Here is a 21,129-nt window from a genome sequence, read left to right on the forward strand (position 1 = left end):
TCATGTCCTCATTTTTTCAGGGTCCGTACTCATGATGTCAAAGAGCTCAGTGTGTTGTGGAATCTTATTCTTGAATGGGACAACGGTGGAACCGGCCTTGATTAGTCCAGCCCCTTTTTCAGGATTGACCAAGTATTTCTCCAGTTCCTTGGAAAGTCCAAGCATATGCACCAATTCTTCGCGATCGCTCTTAGCCTGTTTTAATAGAATCATAAACTCGCTATTGGCAATAATACGTCTGCCATTGGCATCTAAAAGAAGAGTCTCCACATTTTGAGTAATGCCAGTTGGTATCGCACCATACTTACGGACACGACTCCAGAGTTTAAAGAAGAAATCAGAGGCATATTTGTCCAATAAAAGAAGCTGCATTTCATCAAAGTAAATCCAGGTCTTCTTCCCTAGTTTCTGGTTTTTCACCACCCGATTCCAAATTTGGTCAAAGATAACCATAAGGGCAATTTGTTTTAATTCATCGCCTAGCTTTTTGACATTGTAAATCAAGAAATGACTATCTGTCTTGATATTGGTCCGATGTGAGAAAATATCCAACGACCCTTCCACATAGAGTTCCATATCGAGTGCCAAGTCCTTAGCTTCCTGTTCAGGTTGTTGAGATAAGACAAAGACCCATTCGACCAAGGAGGGTGTGTCAAAATGCTTATAGGTGAGTCGTGTCACACGGTCAATCAAGGACTTCTCACGACCATCCATTTTGCGGTCCAAGAGCTTTCCAATCCAGGACAAGAGAAATTCGGACTTGACCTTGACCGGATCCTCATCCATATTCTCATCGGATAGGTCTAAGACATTTAAGAAGGTAGTGGAATCTGGGGCAATATCAATACTCTCCCCACCAAAGGCTCGACCGATAATACTGTACTCATTTTCTGGGTCAACAATAATAATTTCAGTATCACTATCTACTTCCTTGAGCTTAGTAGAGATGATTTCATGTTTTGTCGCCATCCCTTTGCCAGCTCCAGAAGTCCCTAAAATCAAACCTGACGGAGTATTTAACTTGCCACGGTCAATACTGATGATATTACTTGAGATTTGATTGATGCCATAAAATTTCCCACCCTTGTCCTGAATATCAACGGAAGTCCAAGGTGCATTCACGGCAATGTTTGAAGTCAATAGAGACCGAGAAACACCTTCAAGATAGTTTTTCCCAAATGGCAAGAGACTATTAAAAGCAGCTTCTTGCATGTAGGTCAAATTATCGATAATCATATCATTAGACCCTGCTACTTGCTTGATAATATCAAGAGATTGTTTGAGTTGGTCTTCAGTATCTGCCAGCACACCAATCAGAAATACGGTGTCAAACAGTTTATCTCCTGTTTGGGTCATGGTTTGAAGAAGAGCTTCTGCTTCATCGATGTTGTTTTCAAGAACATGGCCGACCTTCTCCAAATAGATGCCAGTCCGAGCCATCTTTTGTTGTTCCCCAATTTTTTGTGATTCCATCAAGGTTTTCTTGGTTCGTAACTTGGTCATGGTCTCAGACTTGGTGGAGCCTTTAGCATGTAGGCTAATCATCACTTCCAAATCAGACTGCATCAGGTCACGAATAAATTTATCCCCTAGCTCCATACCGTAATCACGAACATAGACAATCTGTAATAATCTATCGTCCAATTCAATATGATTCTTGTGTTTAAAGGAAAGGTAGGTTGGGGCAATAAAGTGTTTGGTGGATTGACCTGAGAGGGTCAAATCCTTGTAAGAGAACGGTAAATGATTTTCACCTCGCAACATATCCGCAAGGACATTCACTCGCACTTCTCCACCAAGCAGACCAAGAGATACATCAATCTCTGAAAAGCCACTCTTGAAATATTCCCCAATTTGCGACAGAGACCGAAAAGCTAGTTTTGGTGTTTGGTCGCTCTTGCCAAATGAAAGAAACTTGACAGCCGAAAAGTTGTTCTCGCCCGCCTCTAAGTTGGCATTCATTATGCGATTTAATTCATCACGATAAGCATCAAACCCATCTTCCTGTAAGGGATAGAGAATACTCTTACGGAATTTTTCCAGATTGACCTTTTGATTGAAAATGGTCAGTTGGAAATTGGTCTTATCATCCAGTGAATTGATTAAATCGGAATATTTCTCAACAATAGCTCCCTTATCATCTAAACCAACTGTTTGATAATTGACATCACCTAAAAGATAGGTTTGTGAGAAATAGCTTGGACTGACCTGCATAAGGCCATTCTGAAAAAGCCCTTGATAGGCTAGCGTATTTACGGTAGAAGGTCTAATCTCCTGCTTCTGTGTTTTCGTCTTTTGCTTTTTGTCATTAGAAGAGGTCTTTGGTTTCATTGAGTGTTTTAATTTTTTCACGTTGGTCTCCTTTTCTTCCAGTAAATGTACGATCTGGCACCGTTAGTTCATAATGAAAACGGTACTTGAGATAGGTTTCAAATGGTAAATCATTAGGGCGATAGACCCCAAATAACATGAGTGGAATGGTAAAGCTAAAAACAAAACCATAGACAAACCAATCCCCAAATTGCCAGTAAAATAGGTTCAAGCCCAATACCAAAATAGTTATGGCGACGGCTGGAAATACAAAAATAACCTGTCTAGTTGTAAATCCTAACCATGCCCTGTGTTGAACCTTTGAAATGTCCTTAAAGACACGTGTGTTCATAAATAATAGCTCCTTCTTTGATAAAAGGACTAAGATGAAAATCTCAGTCCAGTTTGAATTGCTTCATGATTTTGACGCAGTAGACGTCTGAACTCTCTACGCTAGTTCCTAGCTATGACAGTTCTAGTCGTCCTTGCGGAGGTAGGACGACGTAATCGACTGCAAAGCAGTTCCGATTCCTGGCCTACTCTCACATCCCCAAAATACTTCGGGCGGTTCGTTGACTACCAACTAAGGCAATGATTAACAATATGGCTTGTACCAAGCCACCAAACATAATGGCGAGTGATTCCATCACTCCAGCTCCATTTGATACGGCAATCTTTCCAGCCGACTCAAACAAGGGAACAAGCGATACAATTAGAAAAATCAAAATACCTTGAACGGCATAGACCATGATGTTTTTAAGGTAACCAATCCCAACACTTCTCCAGTCATCACTAAGGAAGGTCGGAATGGTAACAGGGGCAAAAGGAATCATCAGATAAAGTTGGATAAAGCGAATGGTAATCAAGATATTGACAACCATGATACTGGCCATTCGTACCAACCAAATGAGAATCGCAAAAAAGCCAATAATCATTTTTCCTACAATTCCAGATCCCTTGATACCTGTGATGGTATCGTAATTAGCACCACCAGTCGTGACAAGCCCTGCCACTTGTTCAATAACATAAGAGGCAAGGGCAATAATGGCTTCCACAATAACCGTCGTATTGGTAATTACGACCGCGACCATGATGTAGCTGACAATCATAGGTGCCATAGCTTCAAAGGTCATCGCACCACCTGAGTTTGCGATTTTCTTGGCCATTTTTGAGAATTCGAGTACGAGAACAACCGCAAGAATAGCTACTCCCAAGGGCTGCATAATCCCCTTGGTAATGGCTATCATATAAGACCACACCGTCGGATTAAAGTCTGCCAGTGATTTAACCAAGTTGGCGGTTGATTCTAAATCCACTTGAAACCCTTCAAAAAGGCTATCGCTAGATACTTTTTCAGAGGCTAGAAATACAAAAGGTGACGTAAAATTCATCATCATGTCATGTTCTGACCTCCTCTAAATGGTAATCTGTGTCACAAAAGCACCTGCAGCTCCCACCATGACACCACCAACAATTTCTAGAATAGCATTTCGGACACCTGGACCACCATCTTTAATGTTGGTTGAAAGGTTGATAATGCCCATGACAACAAGAAAAGCTCCCACTGCAATTAAGCCTTTTTGTAATAGAGACATGGCTTGGGAGAACATGGAGCTGGCGTCCACTCCGTAAACAAAGCCTGTTAGTTTTTGATTCATATTTTTCCTCATTTCTATTAATGTAGTGACGTTTCTGTGCTTAAATCCCTTATTGTATGGCCTGACAAATCTATCTCTTCCTCAGTGATTAGGGGATTGATGTGGTAGTGCCACCAGCGTTCATCAGATTCCTTATCTGCAAGCCATTTCCAATTCTTATGTTTGAGTGGAAAATATTTCTTTGATCTAAATACTGGCACTCCTGCAATGCGTACGAGGCACTCATCTCGTTTCATATTCCCGACTTCATCAGCCGTCATCAAGTCACGGGCAATTTTCTGGTGAGAGGTCGAACTTGAACCCGTCTGCCCAAAAGAACGACTGGTGCTTCTGACATCAACAGTTTGTTTACCTAGAAGACCACTCATGAATTTGAAAGTTTCCTCGTCATTTCCACCCAAATAGAGGAGGCTATCACAGTTCCCCAGAATAGTTTTCCAAGCTTCTTTTTCCTTATAAAGTCCTTGGAGTTGGGCAATATTTTGCAAGATTGGAACTAAACTCATGTTCCTAGAGCGAACTGTTGAGGTTTGTTCGGCAAAGTCTGGGATTTCTCCGACATTCGCAAACTCATCCAGATAGCTTCTAACATGAATCGGTAGTTGCCCTTTAAAGTCAACATCAGCCTGTCTGGTCAAAGTGGAGAAAACCGTAGAGAAAAATAAAGCAGATAGGAAACGAAAGGTCGTATCATTGTCTGGAATAACAAGATAGACCATAGTTTTCTGCGTTCCCCATGTTTTCAAATCCAGGGTATCTCGATGCGTTAAATCAATCACCGATTGAATATTAAAAAGGGCAAATTTAGCTGTTGTGACCGCAATCACCGAATCCAAGGTCTTGTCCTTGTAGTTTTGGAAATCCGCCCAATTTCGCATAGTAAAGTTTTCGTGACCGTATTTTTTAGCATAATCTTCAAACAGGACTTCAAGAACACTTTTTTCCTGATTGTCTCCCTTTGATAAGTGTTTGATGAGTTTCCCAATCTCTGAAAAGGCTGGATAACGGCCACGCTTACGTCTTGCTTCCTGCTCTTGCTTGGAACTTCCTGGAGGATTGTAAAAATCCACCAAATAGGAGGCAATCGCTCTCACCAATGTCATGGAAGCCTCATCCCAAAATGGATCACTACGAGAACCATTTCCTTTGGTATTATTAAAATAGACCGTTAACATGCGGTTCAAATCATTCTCTGTTTCTACATAACGAAAAGGATTAAAACCGTCTGAATTGGTCATATTAACCAGATCTAAAACCTTGACCTGATAACCGTTTTCCAAAAAGAGTTTACCTGTCTTCTCAGCCAAATGGTCTTTAGGATCCACGACAATATTGGAACAGTTAAGCTGGATAAGGTTGGGTTTCACAAAGCGAAAGGTCTTACCTGCCCCAGAACCCCCAATGACAATCAAATTTTTATTTCGGTCAAACTGGGGCTTCTTCTTTTCCAACAAGGTTAGACGAACATCACGAGCCAAAATCGTGTCGTTGAAAGGATTCTTGCTATAAAAGAACCGCTTTTCCTTACTGGTTCCAAATCGTGCAGAACCGTATTCTTCCCCTTCTCGATAGACCTTCTGTCCTGTCGATACATAAAGATAGACTAGTGTCATCGATAGAACCCCAAGGACAAAGGCAAGAAGAGACTTTTGAGTAAAAGTAAAAAGCCATAAAGGATTGAAGACTTGATTTAGCCCCTCTCCTAAGAGGTAGGCAAAACGTTCCATAGGTGGGGCATTGGTTAAACTATCATAGAGCAGGGTTAGACGATGGCAGAAATAGCCAAAGGCGAGACCCAAGAGGCCAAAGACAAATGCTTTTTGCCTGGAATACATTACAAGGTCACCTCCTTGGTCTTGACTGCCGAAGGTTCTGTCACTCTAATTTTCTCTTTAGCCAGTTCTATCTCTTGATCCAATGTTTTATCAAAAGTTAGCCCTTGTAACTTTTCTGGATTAGACATCAGTTTCTTCAACAATTCATCTAAGTGATGATCAAGCAAGGTCTTGTCCTTGGCATAAAAGTAGAGATAGTCTTTTTGCCAACTAATAGCGATTGGCAGTTTTTCTGACTCCATCAACTCCTTGAATTTCTCCACATCAATTGGCTTATCTAAAATGTCTTTACTAACATTAATCCCTTCAATGGCGTAAGGGCTTTGAAGGAGTTCTTCCAGTTTTTGAACTCCAATCTTATAAGCTGAATCTTGAGCTAAAGCTTGTCTAGCCGACCATTCTAAGAGCTTTAAGAGGGTTCTGACTGTCAATAAACTACTTCTTTCTACGTATTGCATTGCTTGACGCTCTTGTTGTTCAGATGACATGGTGACCTCCTCTTCTTTGGATTCCCTATCAAACATAAGGTGCTTCCATAATACGGAAGCACTCTTGATTTTGGTATCACAAGAAGGTCAAGACATAAACCAAACTATTCCAAAGTAAATGTAAGGCGATTGCCGTCATACAATCTGTTTTCAATCGAACAACAGCCAGGGTCAAGCCAAGACAGTTATAGATGAGCCAACTCCCTAACTGAATAGGACCATGGGCTAGAGCAAAGAGAAAACTGGTCACTCCTATTTGTACAAAAGGGGATGTCAATTTTTCCCACAGCAGTTGCCTATAAACTACCTCTTCAAGGACACTTGCATTCACTAGAAATAATAAAAAGATAATAGGAGGAACCTGCTTTCCTACTTCAACTAGTACCGATTGATTCCTAGTCTGAACTGGAAATAGAAAACTAATGAAGGCAGCAAAAGCAACCATAACCACAAAACCAAGAAGCAACCATCTTAGGCGATTTTGTATGGTCATATTTTTTGCTCGAACAGTTTTATGACGGGCAATCTCTAAGCAAGTCACACTTAATAGGACCAATTGTAGCAAGACTATACCCTCTATTGTCAGATACTCTTTCAGGTATAAACTCACCAGAAGACCGTTAAGCTGTATGGCTAGATAAAACATCACTATCCTTATCATTGTCACCTCTTGAATAAATCTTCATAATCAATATCTAATACCAAAACAATTCGCTCAACCCATCTTGTTTGTGGCATTAGACGATTGGATTTGTAATGCCGTAATTTTTGATAGAGGCGATTAAACTCACTTGGATAAACATATTGACCTTTGAATACTTTGCGAGCTAGTTCTGCCCAAGTGAGTTCTTTTTCTGCCAGAATGATTTCTAAATTGTCCCAAAATCGTTCATTCATCTTCACACCTACTCTGTCACTTGTTTCATCAAGCTGGCCTGAAACAACTCTTCTTTTACCTGTCTGGGAAGAAAGGTTCGCACCTCATCTAACCCAATAGCTGGATAGACATGATTCTGGCAGACAATGAGAGGCAAACGAAGGTTTTGGTCTGGCTTTTGTAGAATGAGCTGAATCATCTCATTCAAACTTATCGAATATTGACGTTTAAAGCGAAGAAATCGTGGCGACAGCAACTCAAAACAATCCGTGGTTTTGGCAAAGAGTGACAGTAAGATTTCACGGTTTACATCACACGCATTTATACAACGATAAGTCACACCATAGGTCGTCAAAATAGTTAGTAAATCTTGATTTGTATTGGCATTATTTCCTAGATATACCTCAAGCATAGGCTCCTCCTTATAGGGTTAGGCTATTTTCAACTGTTGGTTCGGGAGTTGAGAAATAGCGACTCATATCAATAGGCATCCGTCCTTCACTAAAGCACTTGACCGTCACCAAAGTCGTTAAAATGCCTTCCTTTCCCCTAGCAGAATAATTTTCACCAAAGGCACGAAAGGCCAGGTGATTGTCTTTCGTCAATAGTGTATCTACACCATTTTTAATATCCCTAGTTTCCATAAAATCCGAAATCCGATGAAGATTGGATTCGTAGAATAGGGGATCATTCATCTCTTTGTGGTAATCATCTTCAAAAGTCACCTCAAAGTCACAATCAAAATTGGGGAGCGACAGTATCTTTTGTAATAACTGATTGGTTTCAACTTGGTGAATACGTTCCTCTAATTCAGTACAATCTAGGATACTTTTCTTATGTAGTAGGTTCATGTTTTTCTTCCTCTTCCATTCTTATAAGTTCTCTCGCAATGGCTTCAATAACTGTGACAGTCACACTATTGCCGGCCTGTTTGTATAGTTGGCTCTTACTAGAAACCCCCTCTGCTCTTTCATAAGCCCAGTCAGGAAAGCCTTGAAGTCTGAAACACTCTCTTGGTGTCAGTCGTCTTATTCTCAGGCGATAAAGTTTCCCCTCTAAGACAATGCCTGTGACTTCATACCACTTATCCTGTCGATATTCCAAAGCAGCAACCACCACTCCCATATTGTCTGAAGTCGTCAGAGTATTGGATATTCCCTTTCCCACACGTCCCCTACGTTTGGTTGAGTCTGGATAAGCCAGATTGACAGAGTCTCCAAGAGTTGCCTTTGCGTACCCTGTTTTTGTGGCTTCCTTGATTTTCAGAAATGGCAGCTCCTCCCTCAGCAAAATCTTTGGCACCTTGTCTCCACCTTGCATGGTGGTCAAAGTCGGTGACAAGCCAGAAGTGTCGAATACTCTTCCAGTCTGGTCAAAGCTAGTCGGCAGATTTCCTGCGACAACAACTCCGTGTCTGTCTTGACTTGTCAAAGTAAACATAGGGTCTTGATTGTCCTTAAGTCGACGACCATGTTGCCGTTTTTCTAGTCTATCTGGTGTTAAGACTGGAATGGCGATTTTAGCTCCCTCTCCTTTACCTCTTGTTAGTGTAGGAGCAAGTCCACTCGTCAGATAGACTTCACCATTCAAACCACGTTTAGAGGGATTGATATTTCCTAGCCTTTCAAGATGAGCTGGGCTGTTTTCTCTTCTGAGAGGAAATATGAATCTGGGACGGTATCTTCTAGAATGTCCGATAATAAAGACCCGCTCTCTGTTTTGCGGGACTTGGAAGTCCTTACTGTTAAGCACCTGCCATTCGACATCATACCCCAATTCATCCAACGTGGAGAGGATTGTGGCGAACGTCCGTCCCTCGTCGTGATTGAGTAGGCCTTTGACGTTTTCCAAAAATAGAAAACGTGGTTGGATTTGTTTGGCCGCTCGAGCAATCTCAAAAAAGAGAGTCCCTCGAGTATCTTCAAATCCCAATCGTCTGCCTGCGAGTGAAAATGCTTGGCAAGGAAATCCCCCGCAGATGATGTCCACTTGCCCTCTAAATTGTCTAAAGTCATGGTCTGTGACCTCTTTAATGTCATGATATTCTATTTCCCCTTCTGTGTTAAACATGGCTTTATAAGATGTTCTAGCGAACTTATCAATTTCACAAAAGCCCAGGCATTTATGACCCTGTGATTCCATTCCTAGCCTAAAACCGCCTATCCCAGCAAATAAATCTAAAAATTTCATTTTTCCTCTCTTTCCAAGTAAAAAAGAGCCTTACGATTTGTAAAACTCTTGCCTATATATAATCATCCATTTCTGGTGCTCGGATGATTTCAACAATCAAAATGATGATAGAAATCAGATAGATTCCACCTAGTATCCACCAAATCATCTTAATCACCTCCCTTTACTTCTTGTCGTCTCAGTTGCTTGGTCCATTCTGACAGCACTCCATTAAACACATATTCAGCTATCACTTCTGCTGACCGAGCAAATCTCATATGTTCCAATGCGTACTGATAACGATCACCGAAATAGATCATGGCATAGTCACTAGCCGACTGAGATAGACCTGTCTGTCTTAACTGGTCATGAACCAAACCCCAAATATAGTCTCGATCGTACTTAGTCACATCATCTACTTTTGGAGTAAAGTTTTCTCCTTGTTTGTCATCTACTAGCTGCCTCTCCTCCTCGTCCTCAATAAGGAAATCACTCCTTTTAGTTTCACTATATTTAGTCTCACTTCCTTCAGTCTCACTAGGGGCTGAATTTAAGACCGGCCCCGTCTTTTTTTGAGACCCCCCTAGTATTTTTTTAACACTAGCCCCGTTTGAATCTAAGACTGGGGTAGGTTCATGTTCTAATTCCCCCAAGTAAATCTTATTTGCCATTCGACCTTTTTCACTAGAGGACTGTTGGACTTCATCAATTAAGCCATATTCACGTAAGGTTTTCTTGATAGAGAGTAATTTTGACTTTGAACAGCCTAAAAGTGCCATCAGATTTGAATTGGAATAAATCAAGTAAATAGCCCCATCTTCATCAATCCAACCTTTACTCAAAGATAACTCCAACCGATCTTTTAAAACCGCGTAGGCTACCTTAACCTCCAGCTTCATGTCTTTATACCGTTCACTCTCAAACAAAACTTTAGGGAGTTTATAATATCGCTCTGATGTCTGATATTGATTAGCGGTAATACGTTTCATGATTGTCCCCCCAAGACTAATATTCCAACATTTCCAAATTCATCAAATCGGATTATACCTACTTGTTCCATTTCATCAATTAGCTGAGTTGCTTTCTCAACATCAACTCCCAAGATAGCCACGAGATGACACATCACCATTTGACGCGATGATTGTTCCTTCTTTTTCATGAATTCCTCCTGAAATTAAAAAAGCGAGAACACTTATTAAATTGTTCTCGCTAAACTATTATATTTTATGACGTATCTATTTTTTGTCTACGCAGTCGACATCCAAACAGACGTTCACATCAATGTACTTTTTTTGAACCTTTTTTATGTCAAAATCACTCTTTTCAATAAAGACAAAATGTTTGAAAAAGTGCTTAAAATAAAGGATTTTTACCCTTTGCTTCGTTGTAGCAACACTACGCACTCCACGTGTGCTGATAGGTCTTACCTATATTATGGAACGAAATAAAGTTGGTCAGATTTTTGATTATACTTTTGAACGAAACTATTCTAATAAAGTCTTTGTTCTTTATCGTTATTCGGTATATCATTTTTTAACATTCCATATACATAACTATCCGTCCACTCACCTTTATTCCAATAATCTTTAATAAAATGCGCTTCCTTCCTCATGCCAAGATTATTACATAAATTTGCTGATGCTGTGTTTCTAGAGTCTAAATTTGCTTGAATCCTGTGAATGTTATATTTCCCAAACAGCTCAAAAATAACTGCTTTTACAGATTCCATAGCATACCCTTTCTTGGAAAATTTTGGATTGAAAACAAATCCAATTTCAACTGTTTGCTTCATATTTGTATACCAAACTGATATATCTCCGATTACCTTTTCATTTAGTAAAACAGCTAAACTTAAAGAGGAACCCTGACAAAGTACATTATTATTAATTTTCTTATTAAATTCCTTATCTTTATCAGTTTGATTCCATTTATCTTCAAGCAAATATTTACAAACATTTTCATCTGAATAAATCTCATAGGTATCCTCTATATCATTTTCAACAAAGGGGCGAATACTTAATCGATCCGTTTTTAATTTCATTGCATTTATCCTCCATAATCAGCCTTTATTAGGTTATTTCACGCGATAGTAGAACAACTTATTATATCACTAAAAACAAAAAAACGTAACCTTTCGGCCACAGTCACTTACAAATCTACCTCAGTCCCCTCTAAGAATTTTACACTTATCTGTCCATCTTCTGAAATTGTAATATTATCCAATGCCTGACACATCTCATACGAATCGAATTCCCAGGATGGCTTGTTTATTATATCAGCCAACTTTGTACTATAATGCTTTTCTAGCGGACGATTTTCTTCTATAATCTTATTCCACTTCCCATGCAACAGATCCACGTTCTCACTCAATAGTTCTACAGCCATTACTACGGCTTTCTCTAACGTTTCTTCATCAATATGGTTATTCTGACAGCCAATCTGTCCTTTGACCCTATATCGATTGTTACATTGCCAAACCTTGCGTTTACCTCGACTGGTGGTCCAGTTCTTTCGACCAAAGGCTGAACCACATTCTTTACAGAACACCTTAGTTGTAAAAGGGTTATCGTCATTTTGCATGATATAGGACTTGAGCTGATGCTCCTCTCGGTAGGCTTTCCTCCTTGCCAATTCCAACTGTACTAATTCCCAAATGTCTTTGTCAATAATAGCTTCATGGCTATTTTCTACATAGTACTGGTCAACCTGACCGTCATTTTGAACTCGTTTCTTAGTCAAAAAATCAACCGTAAAAGTCTTTTGCAATAGGGCATCACCTTTATACTTTTCATTTTGAAGCATTTTCTGTATAGCACTTGGATACCAGTTAGCCTTTCCAGTCCAACCAGGTATTTCATTGTCATTCAAATATTTAGCTATGGACTCAGGACTATACCCCTCTAAGAATTTCTCGTAGATAAATTTGACAGTTTCTGCTTGCTCTGGATTGATGATAAGTCTACCATTCTCATCCTTGTCATAACCCATGAACTTAGTGGTATTCACACGAACTTCACCACGTTCAAACTTCTTACGAATCCCCCAAGTCGCATTCTCTGATATGGAACGTGACTCATCCTGTGCCAAGGAAGAAAGTATCGTCAACAGAACCTCACCTTTCGAATCTAGGCTATCAATATTCTCCTTCTCAAAAGTTACCCCCACCCCAAGTTCCTTCAACTCACGGACGTACTTAATGCAGTCTAGGGTGTTTCTGGCAAAGCGACTGATTGACTTGACCAAAATCCTATCCACCTTACCAGCCCTACAATCTTGTATCAAGCGGTTAAAGGCATCACGTTTTTTGGTATTGGTTGCTGAGATGCCCTCATCCGCATAGATGTCAACTAACTCATAGTCCTCGTGTTTGGAGATATAATCTCGGTAATAATTAACTTGGTTTTCATAACTTGATAGCTGTTCGTCTTGGTCGGTGGACACTCGGCAATATGCGGCTACATTGACTTTCTTTCTGACCTGATGTTGAACGCTGGTCTGCACTTTCTTGGCCGGAATAACTGTAATACTTTTCCCCATCTCTATCCCTTTCTATCACTTTTACTGGCGAGGTTACTGTCCAATTTGAGATATCTACTTCTGGCACACGCATCCCTTGACAAGCTGCTTTTCCTTCCTTAATGTATTTGGAACAGCACCAAACAATTTTTTTCTTGTAAGAAACTTGTCTCTTTAGAGTCGAACCACAATGCTGACACTTTAATAACCCCGTAAATTTATAGGTTTTGTTTCTACCTTGTTGCCATCTTCTACTGTTTAGTTTTACCTGGACTGCTTGCCAATCTTCCATTGAAATAATAGCTTCATGATTATCCTCTATCAGGTATTGTTCGAGTTCCCCCTGATTAATTTTTTTAGGACCATTCACACCATCGTGAAAATACTTCTGCAATAAGACCGAACCGTTGTATTTTTCATTGCTTAACATTTGACGGATTGTGGTGTCATGCCATTTAGCACCTGTAACCGTCGCAACTCCCTTTTCATTTAACAGTTTGGCAATACGATGAGTACCATACCCTTCAAGGTAAAGTGCAAATATTTTTCTGACTATCAAAGCTTCTTCTGGATTGATAATCAACTCACCATTCTCGTCTATATCATATCCTAAGAATCGCTTGGTGTTAATGACTAGCTCTCCTCGTTGAAACTTCTTTTGAAATGCCCAACGTTGATTGCCACTCATACTCCTCAACTCGTCCTCAGCAATACTAGCTAATACTGAAAGCATCACTTCCCCTTCACTAGAAAGGGTATGAATGTTTTGTTCCTCAAAGAAAATGTCTACTCCTATTGCCTTCAGTTCACGACTAATTTCAAGAACTGTAACCGTGTTTCTAGCAAATCGAGCAATTGACTTGGTATGAATAATATCAATCATACCTTTACGACAATTTTCAATCATGGCTTGAAAATTTGGACGATTATCCTTAGAACCAGATATACCTCTGTCATGATAAACACCCGTAAAATCAATATCGTCTCTATTGGAATACAGGTTTTCAAAATAATGTTTCTGATTTTCTAACGATTCTAACTGACTTCCATTAGTCGTCGAAACTCGAATGTAGGCACAGATCCTCTGCTTGTGCTTTTGTTTATTGACTCTAATCTTTTTTACGGACATTTACTCTCCTTCCTATGTAATGGCACACTATATATCACTCTAAAGGGAAAATAAGTCAAGTTATCAGACAAACTAATTCGACCTGATAAATTTATGCCAAAGTTCATGGAATACAAATATTCCTCCTACCTTACTAGGTAGGTTTGGGAGTAATTTTTCCGCACTTATTGAAAAAAAAAGCAAAAAAATAAAGCCTGATGTTCCCACCAGGCTTAAGACTTAATTATGATATTCTAAACCAACCTACAACTTTACCGAGTTTAACTGTTCCAGTAGAATCGTAGAGTGAGCCATCCGCCATCCATTGCCGTTTCACACGACGAGTAATTCCACCGCCACCAATTTCTAATTGGTCATTGATACCGTTCTTATTATAGTCAGAATATCCATCAATATTCTGTTCCACACCATCAATACTTTTTCCGTCAGAATCTGTCACACAGACACCAATATGCCCATAGACCAAACCATCTGTCTCAATGACATAAAAATCACCTGCTTTAGGATTCACACCCCAAGCATCGTAGATTACTTGGAAACCATTTGATTTTGCTTTCTTCAAACAATCAATGGCATTTGTATAGGACATATTCTTGTCCGTAAGCTCTTGAACAATCTTATCCACCAAGGCAACACACTGTCCACCATAAGGGTTAGATGGAACGGTCACCTTTTGACCGACCTTGGATAATGCTGACGCAACCACACGACTGGCAACACTGGTTGGAATAGCGGTTGTTGTCCTTGAAGCTGTGTTAACCTTGAGTGTTTGCCCAACTTTCAGGATATCCGACTTCTTCAAACCATTCACCGCAAGTAGGGCATCTACTGTTAAACCAAACTTCCGAGCGATTCCATAATACGTATCGCCTTTCTGTGCTTGATAGGTCTGCTCACTATGGCCTTTAGTTGTTCCTTCTACATCCTGCTCAAGCACCCATGACTTGATTCCATCAAGTAGATAAGCTCTCTTACTGTTGGACTGGTGAATATTCTTCACTTGAAGGATTTTGTAGGTGCGCCCCTTGACCCAGTTGGCGATTTTCTGACCAGTCTGATAATGAGTCGCATGAGGCAACACCCTAAGACTATCACCAACAAGATAGACTGGTTTTGAAGGAGTTCCTGAACTCCCAACGGTTGAACTGGGTGTCGAGGGAACTATGGTCTTGACCTCAACTCCTGTTATTGCTGACACAAGACCTCTCGCAATATCCTCTTTCTTGTTCTCAAAAATCGCCATATCTTGTTCATTATCGATGAAAGCAATCTCCACCAAACGATAGGTGTATCCACGACTTGCTGCTTGATTGGCATTATATAGCCAATCTACCTTCTTAATGCCACGATTTTGGAAATAGTGTGAAAGGAGAGACAGGATAGCCATATCTTCCTTATCTGCTTCTAAGGAAGATTGAATCAAGACTTCTGTACCTTTAGCACTTCCATTAAAGGCATTGAAGTGCAATTCAGTAATCGAGTCGTATCCCTTACCAATACTAGTAATACTCCGATAATCATAAACATTTTGTTCGGTAATAAAATCAATTCGCTGTCCACTGTACTTAGACATTAACTTGGCTAATTCTCGAACCTTTCCTGCTTCTGTGATACCTAGTTTGGCATTCACTGCTCCAGGATCATAGCTTGTTCGCCCTTGGCCATGACCACAAATGACTAGATGTTTTCCCATATCTTCTCACCTCTCGTTGATTTGTTTTAAGATTGCTTGTAGTTTCTCAGGTATTGGTAAACCAATTCGAACGGTATTTTCTAGAATACTTAACCCCTCATTACTGAGATAAAAGAAAATGACCATGGTTCGAATTGTTCCACCCTGCTTGATGATTGCAGTATCAATCAGATGACCTAGTGAAACTAAAAATAAAATGGCTATCTTTTTAAAGATGCCACGAAAACCGATACTACTTGACAATTGTTTCTCTACAACTGCCGCAAAAATTCCTGTTAGATAGTCAATAATAATGAAGACAAGTAGGGCATATAAGATACCATCCAACTCTCCAAATAGACTACCAATCAAGCCTCCAATCATGGAAAATAAAATCTTATTAAGAGTTAACAGTTCCTTCATCGGTCACCTCACTTTCTACTGGGCCTTCCTGCACAATGGTAGGGTCTGACCAATCCGGTTGACCGTTCTCATCAAACCGCATCAGATAAAAACATTCATGAAATAAATCAGAAAGATTCAGAGTTAATGTGGTACTACCCCACTGATTAAACGCCCAAACTGTTTCTGTTGTAACCAACTGCCGCCTTCCATTTTTAATGGCAGGTCGCCTTACTTCTTCAAGATACATGTAAAAATCCTGCTCTGCTGTCTTACAACGAATGAACTCTCCATTCTTACGCATGTAAGCGAGAGCTGTCTCCAAATCAAATGGTTCTGTTACTTTGTCAATATTGAGAAGTGCCATGATAACTATTCTCCTTTCCTTTCTTCAGGTTTTGTCTGAACTTCTAATAGCTCAGTCAATTCCTGTTTTTCTTTACGCAATAGGCTAAGTTCCTCATCCCTTTCCACCAATTGGATGGCAATGAGGTTCTTAGCGGTAATCTCATCAGATAGCTTGGAGACAAGCTCCTGGATGGTTAATTTTAATGATTGGTTGATTTGTTCTAGATTCATCTGTGAACTCCTTTATTTAATCGTATCCCATGTCAAGATGACGTCACCTCGACCTGTGATGTTTACTAAGTGTTTAAAATTGTGATTGAATTGATGAAGTACGTCTTTCAAGCTGACATAGGTTGTCCCATCTCGATAGATGCGGATATCTCCGATATTCAAAATAGAACTTGGTCGGTCAGATGCTTTAAAAGCATCAATACTCAGTCGGTTAGGCAACGTTACAATCTCCCACCCATCTGGATTGGTATATGGAGCACTAGCTAAACGTACTTTATCACCTACCACATCAATTTGGTCAGTATCAGTACCGTTCCATGCTCTAATCCCTACAAAGCCACCGTCATTGGCATTCCAGTTGTTCCATCGATTGGAACCGATAATGGTTACACCACATGGCTTGCCGTTTGAGGTACCTGTTTCAAATGAAACCCACTGGTGAGGATAACCACTAACCTCACGAGAAATGGATGGAGAGTTTGTAAAGAACTTGATGTTTCCAAGTGACAGATTGATTTTCATGGCTCCGTTGATTGCTGACAAGATACCACCAGAAATGTTGTTGGCAGATAGTGTTACTGACTGCACTTGGGTTATAAAGGCTGATTTGGCAAATAACTGCTTAAGATAGGCTTCTGTTGCCATAAACTTGGTAAAGAAAGCTTGGTCAACCTTTAACTTATCCGCAGTGATTGCTTCTGCTCCAATTCGAGCTGCAGAGATAATACCTGTCGTAATCTTTCCTGCATCAAGACTGGCAATCTTACCGCTCGCAATTACTCCATCTTGGATATAGGTTGTGCCTGTAATTTGGACGAGTTTTCCATCAATCTTGACTGTGCCATCCTTATTGAGATTGAGCTGACTCAGGACTGTTCCTGCACTGGTCAGATTTCGAACCGACCACGCCCCTGCAAGTGTTGAAACCTGAGTTTGAATGGCATTAACTGCCGCCGTTGTCGCTCGACTTGTTTCTAGATTGCCCACTCGTGTCACAATCCCATTAGCCGTTTGGACAACCTGACTGATTTGATTGGTGTGATCTCCAATTGTTCGAGTATGACTACTTACAGTATCCCGCACTTCATGAAAGGCGGTTACCGTCGTAAAGTCGTCTAATGACGGTGTCCAGTAGTCTGGAAAAATATCACCAGTTGATACCATTAAGGCTCTCACATGGAACTTACCAGTTTTAACCCCATCAACTCTGACTTGAAGTTCAAATCCTTTAGAGTGTTGGTACATCTCTTGAGTGACGGTGGCGGTCAGTTTTATCAAGCGATAGTTGTTACCCGTTGTCAGATTGCTACTCCATTTATTATAGAAAGGGTGATACAAATTCCAGTTGGTCCATGTCCAGGCATTTTGACTATCCAAGATTGGACCTTGAAGTTTCATAGTACGAGACGTTACAGCGGGGTCAAAGGTAATCTCATCCGCTGAGACATGAACATATAAATGAACTTTTGATCCAACATAAATTCCACTACTATCCCCAAATTGCACTCTTCCTAAAGAGGCTATCCAGTTACTATTGGTATTTATCGTCTGATAAGCACTCCATCTGTCTGAAGTACCAGCTATTAAGTTGCGATGCGAAACTGAGGTAGGGATTCTGCTTTCCGTTTGACTGATTCGCTGGGTAAAACTATCATAGGTGGTTCTAACCAAATTCTGCACACTAGTTGTCGTCGCATAGGGCTGGAGAGAACTGCTGGTTAGATAGCCACGACCCATAATATTTGAATCGACCTGTGACTTGGTTTGGTAGCCTTTTGAGTTAATTGCAGATTCAACTTGCGTACTCGTCAGTCGTTGTTCGATTTGCCCAGCCTGTGTTCGGATAGTGGTTTCCGCACTTGCTACTCGACCGCTCAAATTATTAAAATCCGTCTTTGCGACTTTCTGTGAGATGGCATCATTGGCAATAGTTAGCTCAGACTTGGTCTGACTAATCATTGTCGCATTGCTAGTTGCTTTTGAAAGGGCTGCTTCTGCCGTAGATTTCACACCGTCCACAAAGGTCTTGTCAGCTTTAAGTAAAATGGACTGGGTCGTTTGATTAATACTTGTCGTATGATTCTCAACTGTACTCTTGAGATTGTCATAGTCCATTTTAGATACTTTACTAGCCACATCACCCAACAATTGCCTGATTTGGGTTTCAGCATTCATCATTTTATTCTCAGTATGAGTAAGCTTTGTAGACAGCTGAGTTTGGCCCTCAGCTGTCTGAGTAATTAGTGTTCTGGTTTGACTGAGATCTGTGATTAAGTCTTCAGGAGCAGGTGACCAGTCAGTAGGCATAGAAGAAAGTTCAAACTTTGGTCTTCCAGCTAAGGCATTTCCTCTGACTTGCACAAAAAGATTGAGCTTTGCTACACTAACAACCGATACACCATCAGGAATACGAACCGTTCGGTATATTCGCTCGCGAGGTTGGGTTGCTGAAACAACTTTATAGCAGTTTAGATAGAGAGGATTGCCATTGGATAAAGTCAAGCGTAGCTCGCATCCTATCCTAGACTGTCCTCTTTCATCAGGCGACAGATTTTCCCCCTTGATATCAACGCTGATCGTCACAAACTTTCCTGCCTGAGCATAGTCGATAAAGTCCGAAGCACTATCTAGAAACTTACTCCCGGATGTAATATAAGTATCACTTTTTAGTATGTAATTTCGACCACCAAAATCAACTGGAATCTTAGCTACGGTCTCTCGAATCTCAGTTGTTATCCGATTCCCCAATTGCGTAATCGTTGACTCTGCAGTTTCGATTCTCTGTTTTGCTTGGTTAAAATCGCTAGTCTTAACACGCTGGGAAATTTGGTCTGCTTGCGTTTGAATCATGGATTCTGCACTAATTACTCGACCAGTCAGACCATCCACCAGTTGCTTACTCGCAAGTAGTTTTATATCCTCCTTGGTTTGTGTGAGATTGGTAGTGACAGTTGCCAACTGTCCACCTATCAGTGATTTTGCTACATCAACCAATCGACTCGCCTCAGAGATAGCTTGTGATTTTGCTGTCGCAATTTTTAACTCTGTTTGACTACGCTCCGTCGAAGTCAAGCGGTTAGCTTCTTGAATCGCATCGAGCTTGGCTTGTTCTGCCCTTCTGAGAGCTTCAGTTGCCCCAGTTTGAGCCTGTACTGCCTTTTGTTTGGCTTCTGTGGCTAGGTTGGTATTTACCCCAGCCTTTGCCAATAAATCACGAGTTGTGCGTTGCTGTTCCTCTTCTTGTTGCAGCATCTGTTGGTGAATAGAAGAAAGCTCACTATCAATGCTAGCCTTTAATCGATCCGCATAGACCTCCCCATGACTTTGAGCCTGAAGGATTGCATTATCAATGGCTACTTGACGTTTCTCAAATTCTGCATCAAAGGCTCTATTGGCATTCTCAAGGGCAATTTCAACGGCAACATCCTCACTACGCTTATTCCCATCAATGAGATTATTTGCTAAGGTAGTCAAGCTATCGCCAGTTTTACTTGTTCCGATACTTGCCTTATCATCAAAAGTGATAGAGCGGTAATTCTTAGCTAGAGGATCATAATCATAGGCGATGGCTTTCTTCTTCACATCAATGCCGTGTAACTTGCTTTTTAAAGTCACTGTATCGCCTAGATGAACTGTTTGACCGTCTAACTCAAATGCCTCAATGATGATGGCATCTTTTGGTTTATCAATTCCCTCTAAGCGAAACTTGCTACTAGCCCACTCTATTAACTCCTGTCGAGTTTTGAGATTATTATTGGTATAGGTTACTTCATTGATGAAAGGATAGGAGTTTATCAACGGACTGTCTACTGTGACTTGAAGTACAGTTTCCCTATCCTGCCCCTCTTGTTTAAAGCTTGAAGTGGCATGGATACGAGTGATAATCTGTGTACTTTCTTTGGTTCGTTGATACTTCTTCAAATTGTAGTGAGTAGAGATGACTACCCCACGGTCTTGTCCCCGCTCACCCTTTATAGTTAGGGCAAGGTTATCACGAACCAGTTCACCCTCCCAAGTTCCAAGAATAGAATGTTTACCATCCATCAGGCTGGAGTACAGCGTCTGTTCCTTGTCTGTTGTATAGGTTCTGTTCTTGACAATGTCACTGGTAAAAGAAAAATCTCCCAGTGGAGACTTGCTTGCCATGACCATGCTTGATAGAGCTGTTGCACAGGTTACCTGTTCACACCTAAATGGAGATACCAACCTAGTCATGATGTCATCTGATATGTGATAGGCCACAACTTCAAGACTGGTGTCTCCTTCGATTACTTTCTTTATCCGAAACAACTGGTGTCCCAATACTGGAACTGGACTACGAACGAGGTAGTCCTCTTTTAGCTCTCGAAATAGACCGCTGTCTGTGATTGGATAGGTAAAATTCAGGACAAAATCCCCATTCAAGGTTTCTTTAACGCTTGCTTTTATGGTCTCTGGGAGTGGTTTCCCATGCCATTTTGCCGTTCGAACCGTTTTGTCTAATAATGATAGCAC

21 protein-coding genes are annotated in these 21,129 nt (G+C 40.6%); all 21 read right to left on the reverse strand.

Translation table 11 applies throughout. From position 1 onward, the window contains the following. On the reverse strand, positions 1–2,352 hold the full coding sequence (locus ACHBIF_RS01805) for a VirB4-like conjugal transfer ATPase, CD1110 family (protein ID WP_394718263.1): 2,352 nt from the start codon (positions 2,350–2,352) through the stop codon (positions 1–3). Further along, positions 2,309–2,662 carry a PrgI family protein gene (locus tag ACHBIF_RS01810; RefSeq protein ID WP_014636633.1) on the reverse strand — a complete coding sequence of 118 codons (354 nt, stop codon included), beginning with the start codon at positions 2,660–2,662 and terminating at the stop codon, positions 2,309–2,311. The genes ACHBIF_RS01805 and ACHBIF_RS01810 overlap by 44 nt, the downstream gene beginning before the upstream one ends. A gap of 190 nt (positions 2,663–2,852) precedes the next feature. Beyond that, positions 2,853–3,707: a conjugal transfer protein TrbL gene (locus ACHBIF_RS01815; RefSeq protein WP_394718266.1), complete on the reverse strand. Its 855-nt coding sequence runs from the start codon at positions 3,705–3,707 to the stop codon at positions 2,853–2,855. A gap of 18 nt (positions 3,708–3,725) precedes the next feature. After that, positions 3,726–3,968 carry a hypothetical protein gene (locus tag ACHBIF_RS01820; protein WP_001072182.1) on the reverse strand — a complete coding sequence of 81 codons (243 nt, stop codon included), beginning with the start codon at positions 3,966–3,968 and terminating at the stop codon, positions 3,726–3,728. Positions 3,969–3,985: 17 nt separating this feature from the next. Further along, positions 3,986–5,803, reverse strand: coding sequence for a VirD4-like conjugal transfer protein, CD1115 family (locus ACHBIF_RS01825; protein ID WP_394718268.1), 1,818 nt, complete (start codon positions 5,801–5,803; stop codon positions 3,986–3,988). Continuing rightward, positions 5,803–6,291 (reverse strand): hypothetical protein, encoded by a 489-nt coding sequence (locus ACHBIF_RS01830; protein ID WP_394718270.1) that lies wholly within the window; start codon positions 6,289–6,291, stop codon positions 5,803–5,805. The genes ACHBIF_RS01825 and ACHBIF_RS01830 overlap by 1 nt, the downstream gene beginning before the upstream one ends. Positions 6,292–6,367: 76 nt before the next feature. Beyond that, complete coding sequence (locus ACHBIF_RS01835) at positions 6,368–6,952, reverse strand: CPBP family intramembrane glutamic endopeptidase (protein WP_394718272.1); 585 nt, start codon at positions 6,950–6,952, stop codon at positions 6,368–6,370. 2 nt (positions 6,953–6,954) lie between these two features. After that, the gene (locus ACHBIF_RS01840; protein WP_001005709.1) at positions 6,955–7,188 is read right to left on the reverse strand and encodes a hypothetical protein; all 234 of its coding nucleotides are present in this window, start codon (positions 7,186–7,188) and stop codon (positions 6,955–6,957) included. 8 nt (positions 7,189–7,196) lie between these two features. Beyond that, the gene (locus ACHBIF_RS01845) at positions 7,197–7,580 is read right to left on the reverse strand and encodes a hypothetical protein (RefSeq protein ID WP_394718276.1); all 384 of its coding nucleotides are present in this window, start codon (positions 7,578–7,580) and stop codon (positions 7,197–7,199) included. A gap of 10 nt (positions 7,581–7,590) precedes the next feature. After that, entirely contained in the window at positions 7,591–8,019 is a 429-nt protein-coding gene (locus tag ACHBIF_RS01850; protein ID WP_044981095.1) for a hypothetical protein, read from the reverse strand. Continuing rightward, entirely contained in the window at positions 8,003–9,358 is a 1,356-nt protein-coding gene (gene dcm, locus ACHBIF_RS01855; protein ID WP_044981094.1) for a DNA (cytosine-5-)-methyltransferase, read from the reverse strand. Before dcm ends, ACHBIF_RS01850 begins: the two co-directional genes overlap by 17 nt. A 149-nt stretch (positions 9,359–9,507) precedes the next feature. Then, positions 9,508–10,326, reverse strand: coding sequence for a replication initiator protein A (locus ACHBIF_RS01860; RefSeq protein WP_394718279.1), 819 nt, complete (start codon positions 10,324–10,326; stop codon positions 9,508–9,510). Next, a complete protein-coding gene (locus ACHBIF_RS01865) occupies positions 10,323–10,496 on the reverse strand; it encodes a hypothetical protein (protein WP_394718281.1) in 174 nt (57 codons plus the stop codon). Before ACHBIF_RS01865 ends, ACHBIF_RS01860 begins: the two co-directional genes overlap by 4 nt. 330 nt (positions 10,497–10,826) lie before the next feature. Further along, on the reverse strand, positions 10,827–11,378 hold the full coding sequence (locus ACHBIF_RS01870; protein ID WP_394718283.1) for a GNAT family N-acetyltransferase: 552 nt from the start codon (positions 11,376–11,378) through the stop codon (positions 10,827–10,829). 107 nt (positions 11,379–11,485) lie between these two features. Beyond that, entirely contained in the window at positions 11,486–12,778 is a 1,293-nt protein-coding gene (locus tag ACHBIF_RS01875; protein WP_394718411.1) for a recombinase family protein, read from the reverse strand. Beyond that, positions 12,741–13,982, reverse strand: coding sequence for a recombinase family protein (locus tag ACHBIF_RS01880; protein WP_394718285.1), 1,242 nt, complete (start codon positions 13,980–13,982; stop codon positions 12,741–12,743). Before ACHBIF_RS01880 ends, ACHBIF_RS01875 begins: the two co-directional genes overlap by 38 nt. Positions 13,983–14,205: 223 nt before the next feature. After that, positions 14,206–15,675 (reverse strand): LysM peptidoglycan-binding domain-containing protein, encoded by a 1,470-nt coding sequence (locus ACHBIF_RS01885; RefSeq protein WP_024412679.1) that lies wholly within the window; start codon positions 15,673–15,675, stop codon positions 14,206–14,208. A 6-nt stretch (positions 15,676–15,681) separates the two neighbouring features. Then, positions 15,682–16,077, reverse strand: coding sequence for a holin family protein (locus ACHBIF_RS01890; RefSeq protein ID WP_014636353.1), 396 nt, complete (start codon positions 16,075–16,077; stop codon positions 15,682–15,684). Next, a complete protein-coding gene (locus ACHBIF_RS01895; protein ID WP_024412680.1) occupies positions 16,055–16,423 on the reverse strand; it encodes a hypothetical protein in 369 nt (122 codons plus the stop codon). Before ACHBIF_RS01895 ends, ACHBIF_RS01890 begins: the two co-directional genes overlap by 23 nt. A gap of 5 nt (positions 16,424–16,428) precedes the next feature. Further along, positions 16,429–16,635: a hypothetical protein gene (locus ACHBIF_RS01900; protein ID WP_024412681.1), complete on the reverse strand. Its 207-nt coding sequence runs from the start codon at positions 16,633–16,635 to the stop codon at positions 16,429–16,431. Between the two features lie 12 nt (positions 16,636–16,647). Further along, positions 16,648–21,129 (reverse strand): phage tail spike protein, encoded by a 4,482-nt coding sequence (locus tag ACHBIF_RS01905; RefSeq protein WP_394718288.1) that lies wholly within the window; start codon positions 21,127–21,129, stop codon positions 16,648–16,650.

This window comes from Streptococcus sp. A11, assembly GCF_043674225.1.
GTDB classification, from domain to species: domain Bacteria; phylum Bacillota; class Bacilli; order Lactobacillales; family Streptococcaceae; genus Streptococcus; species Streptococcus suis_V.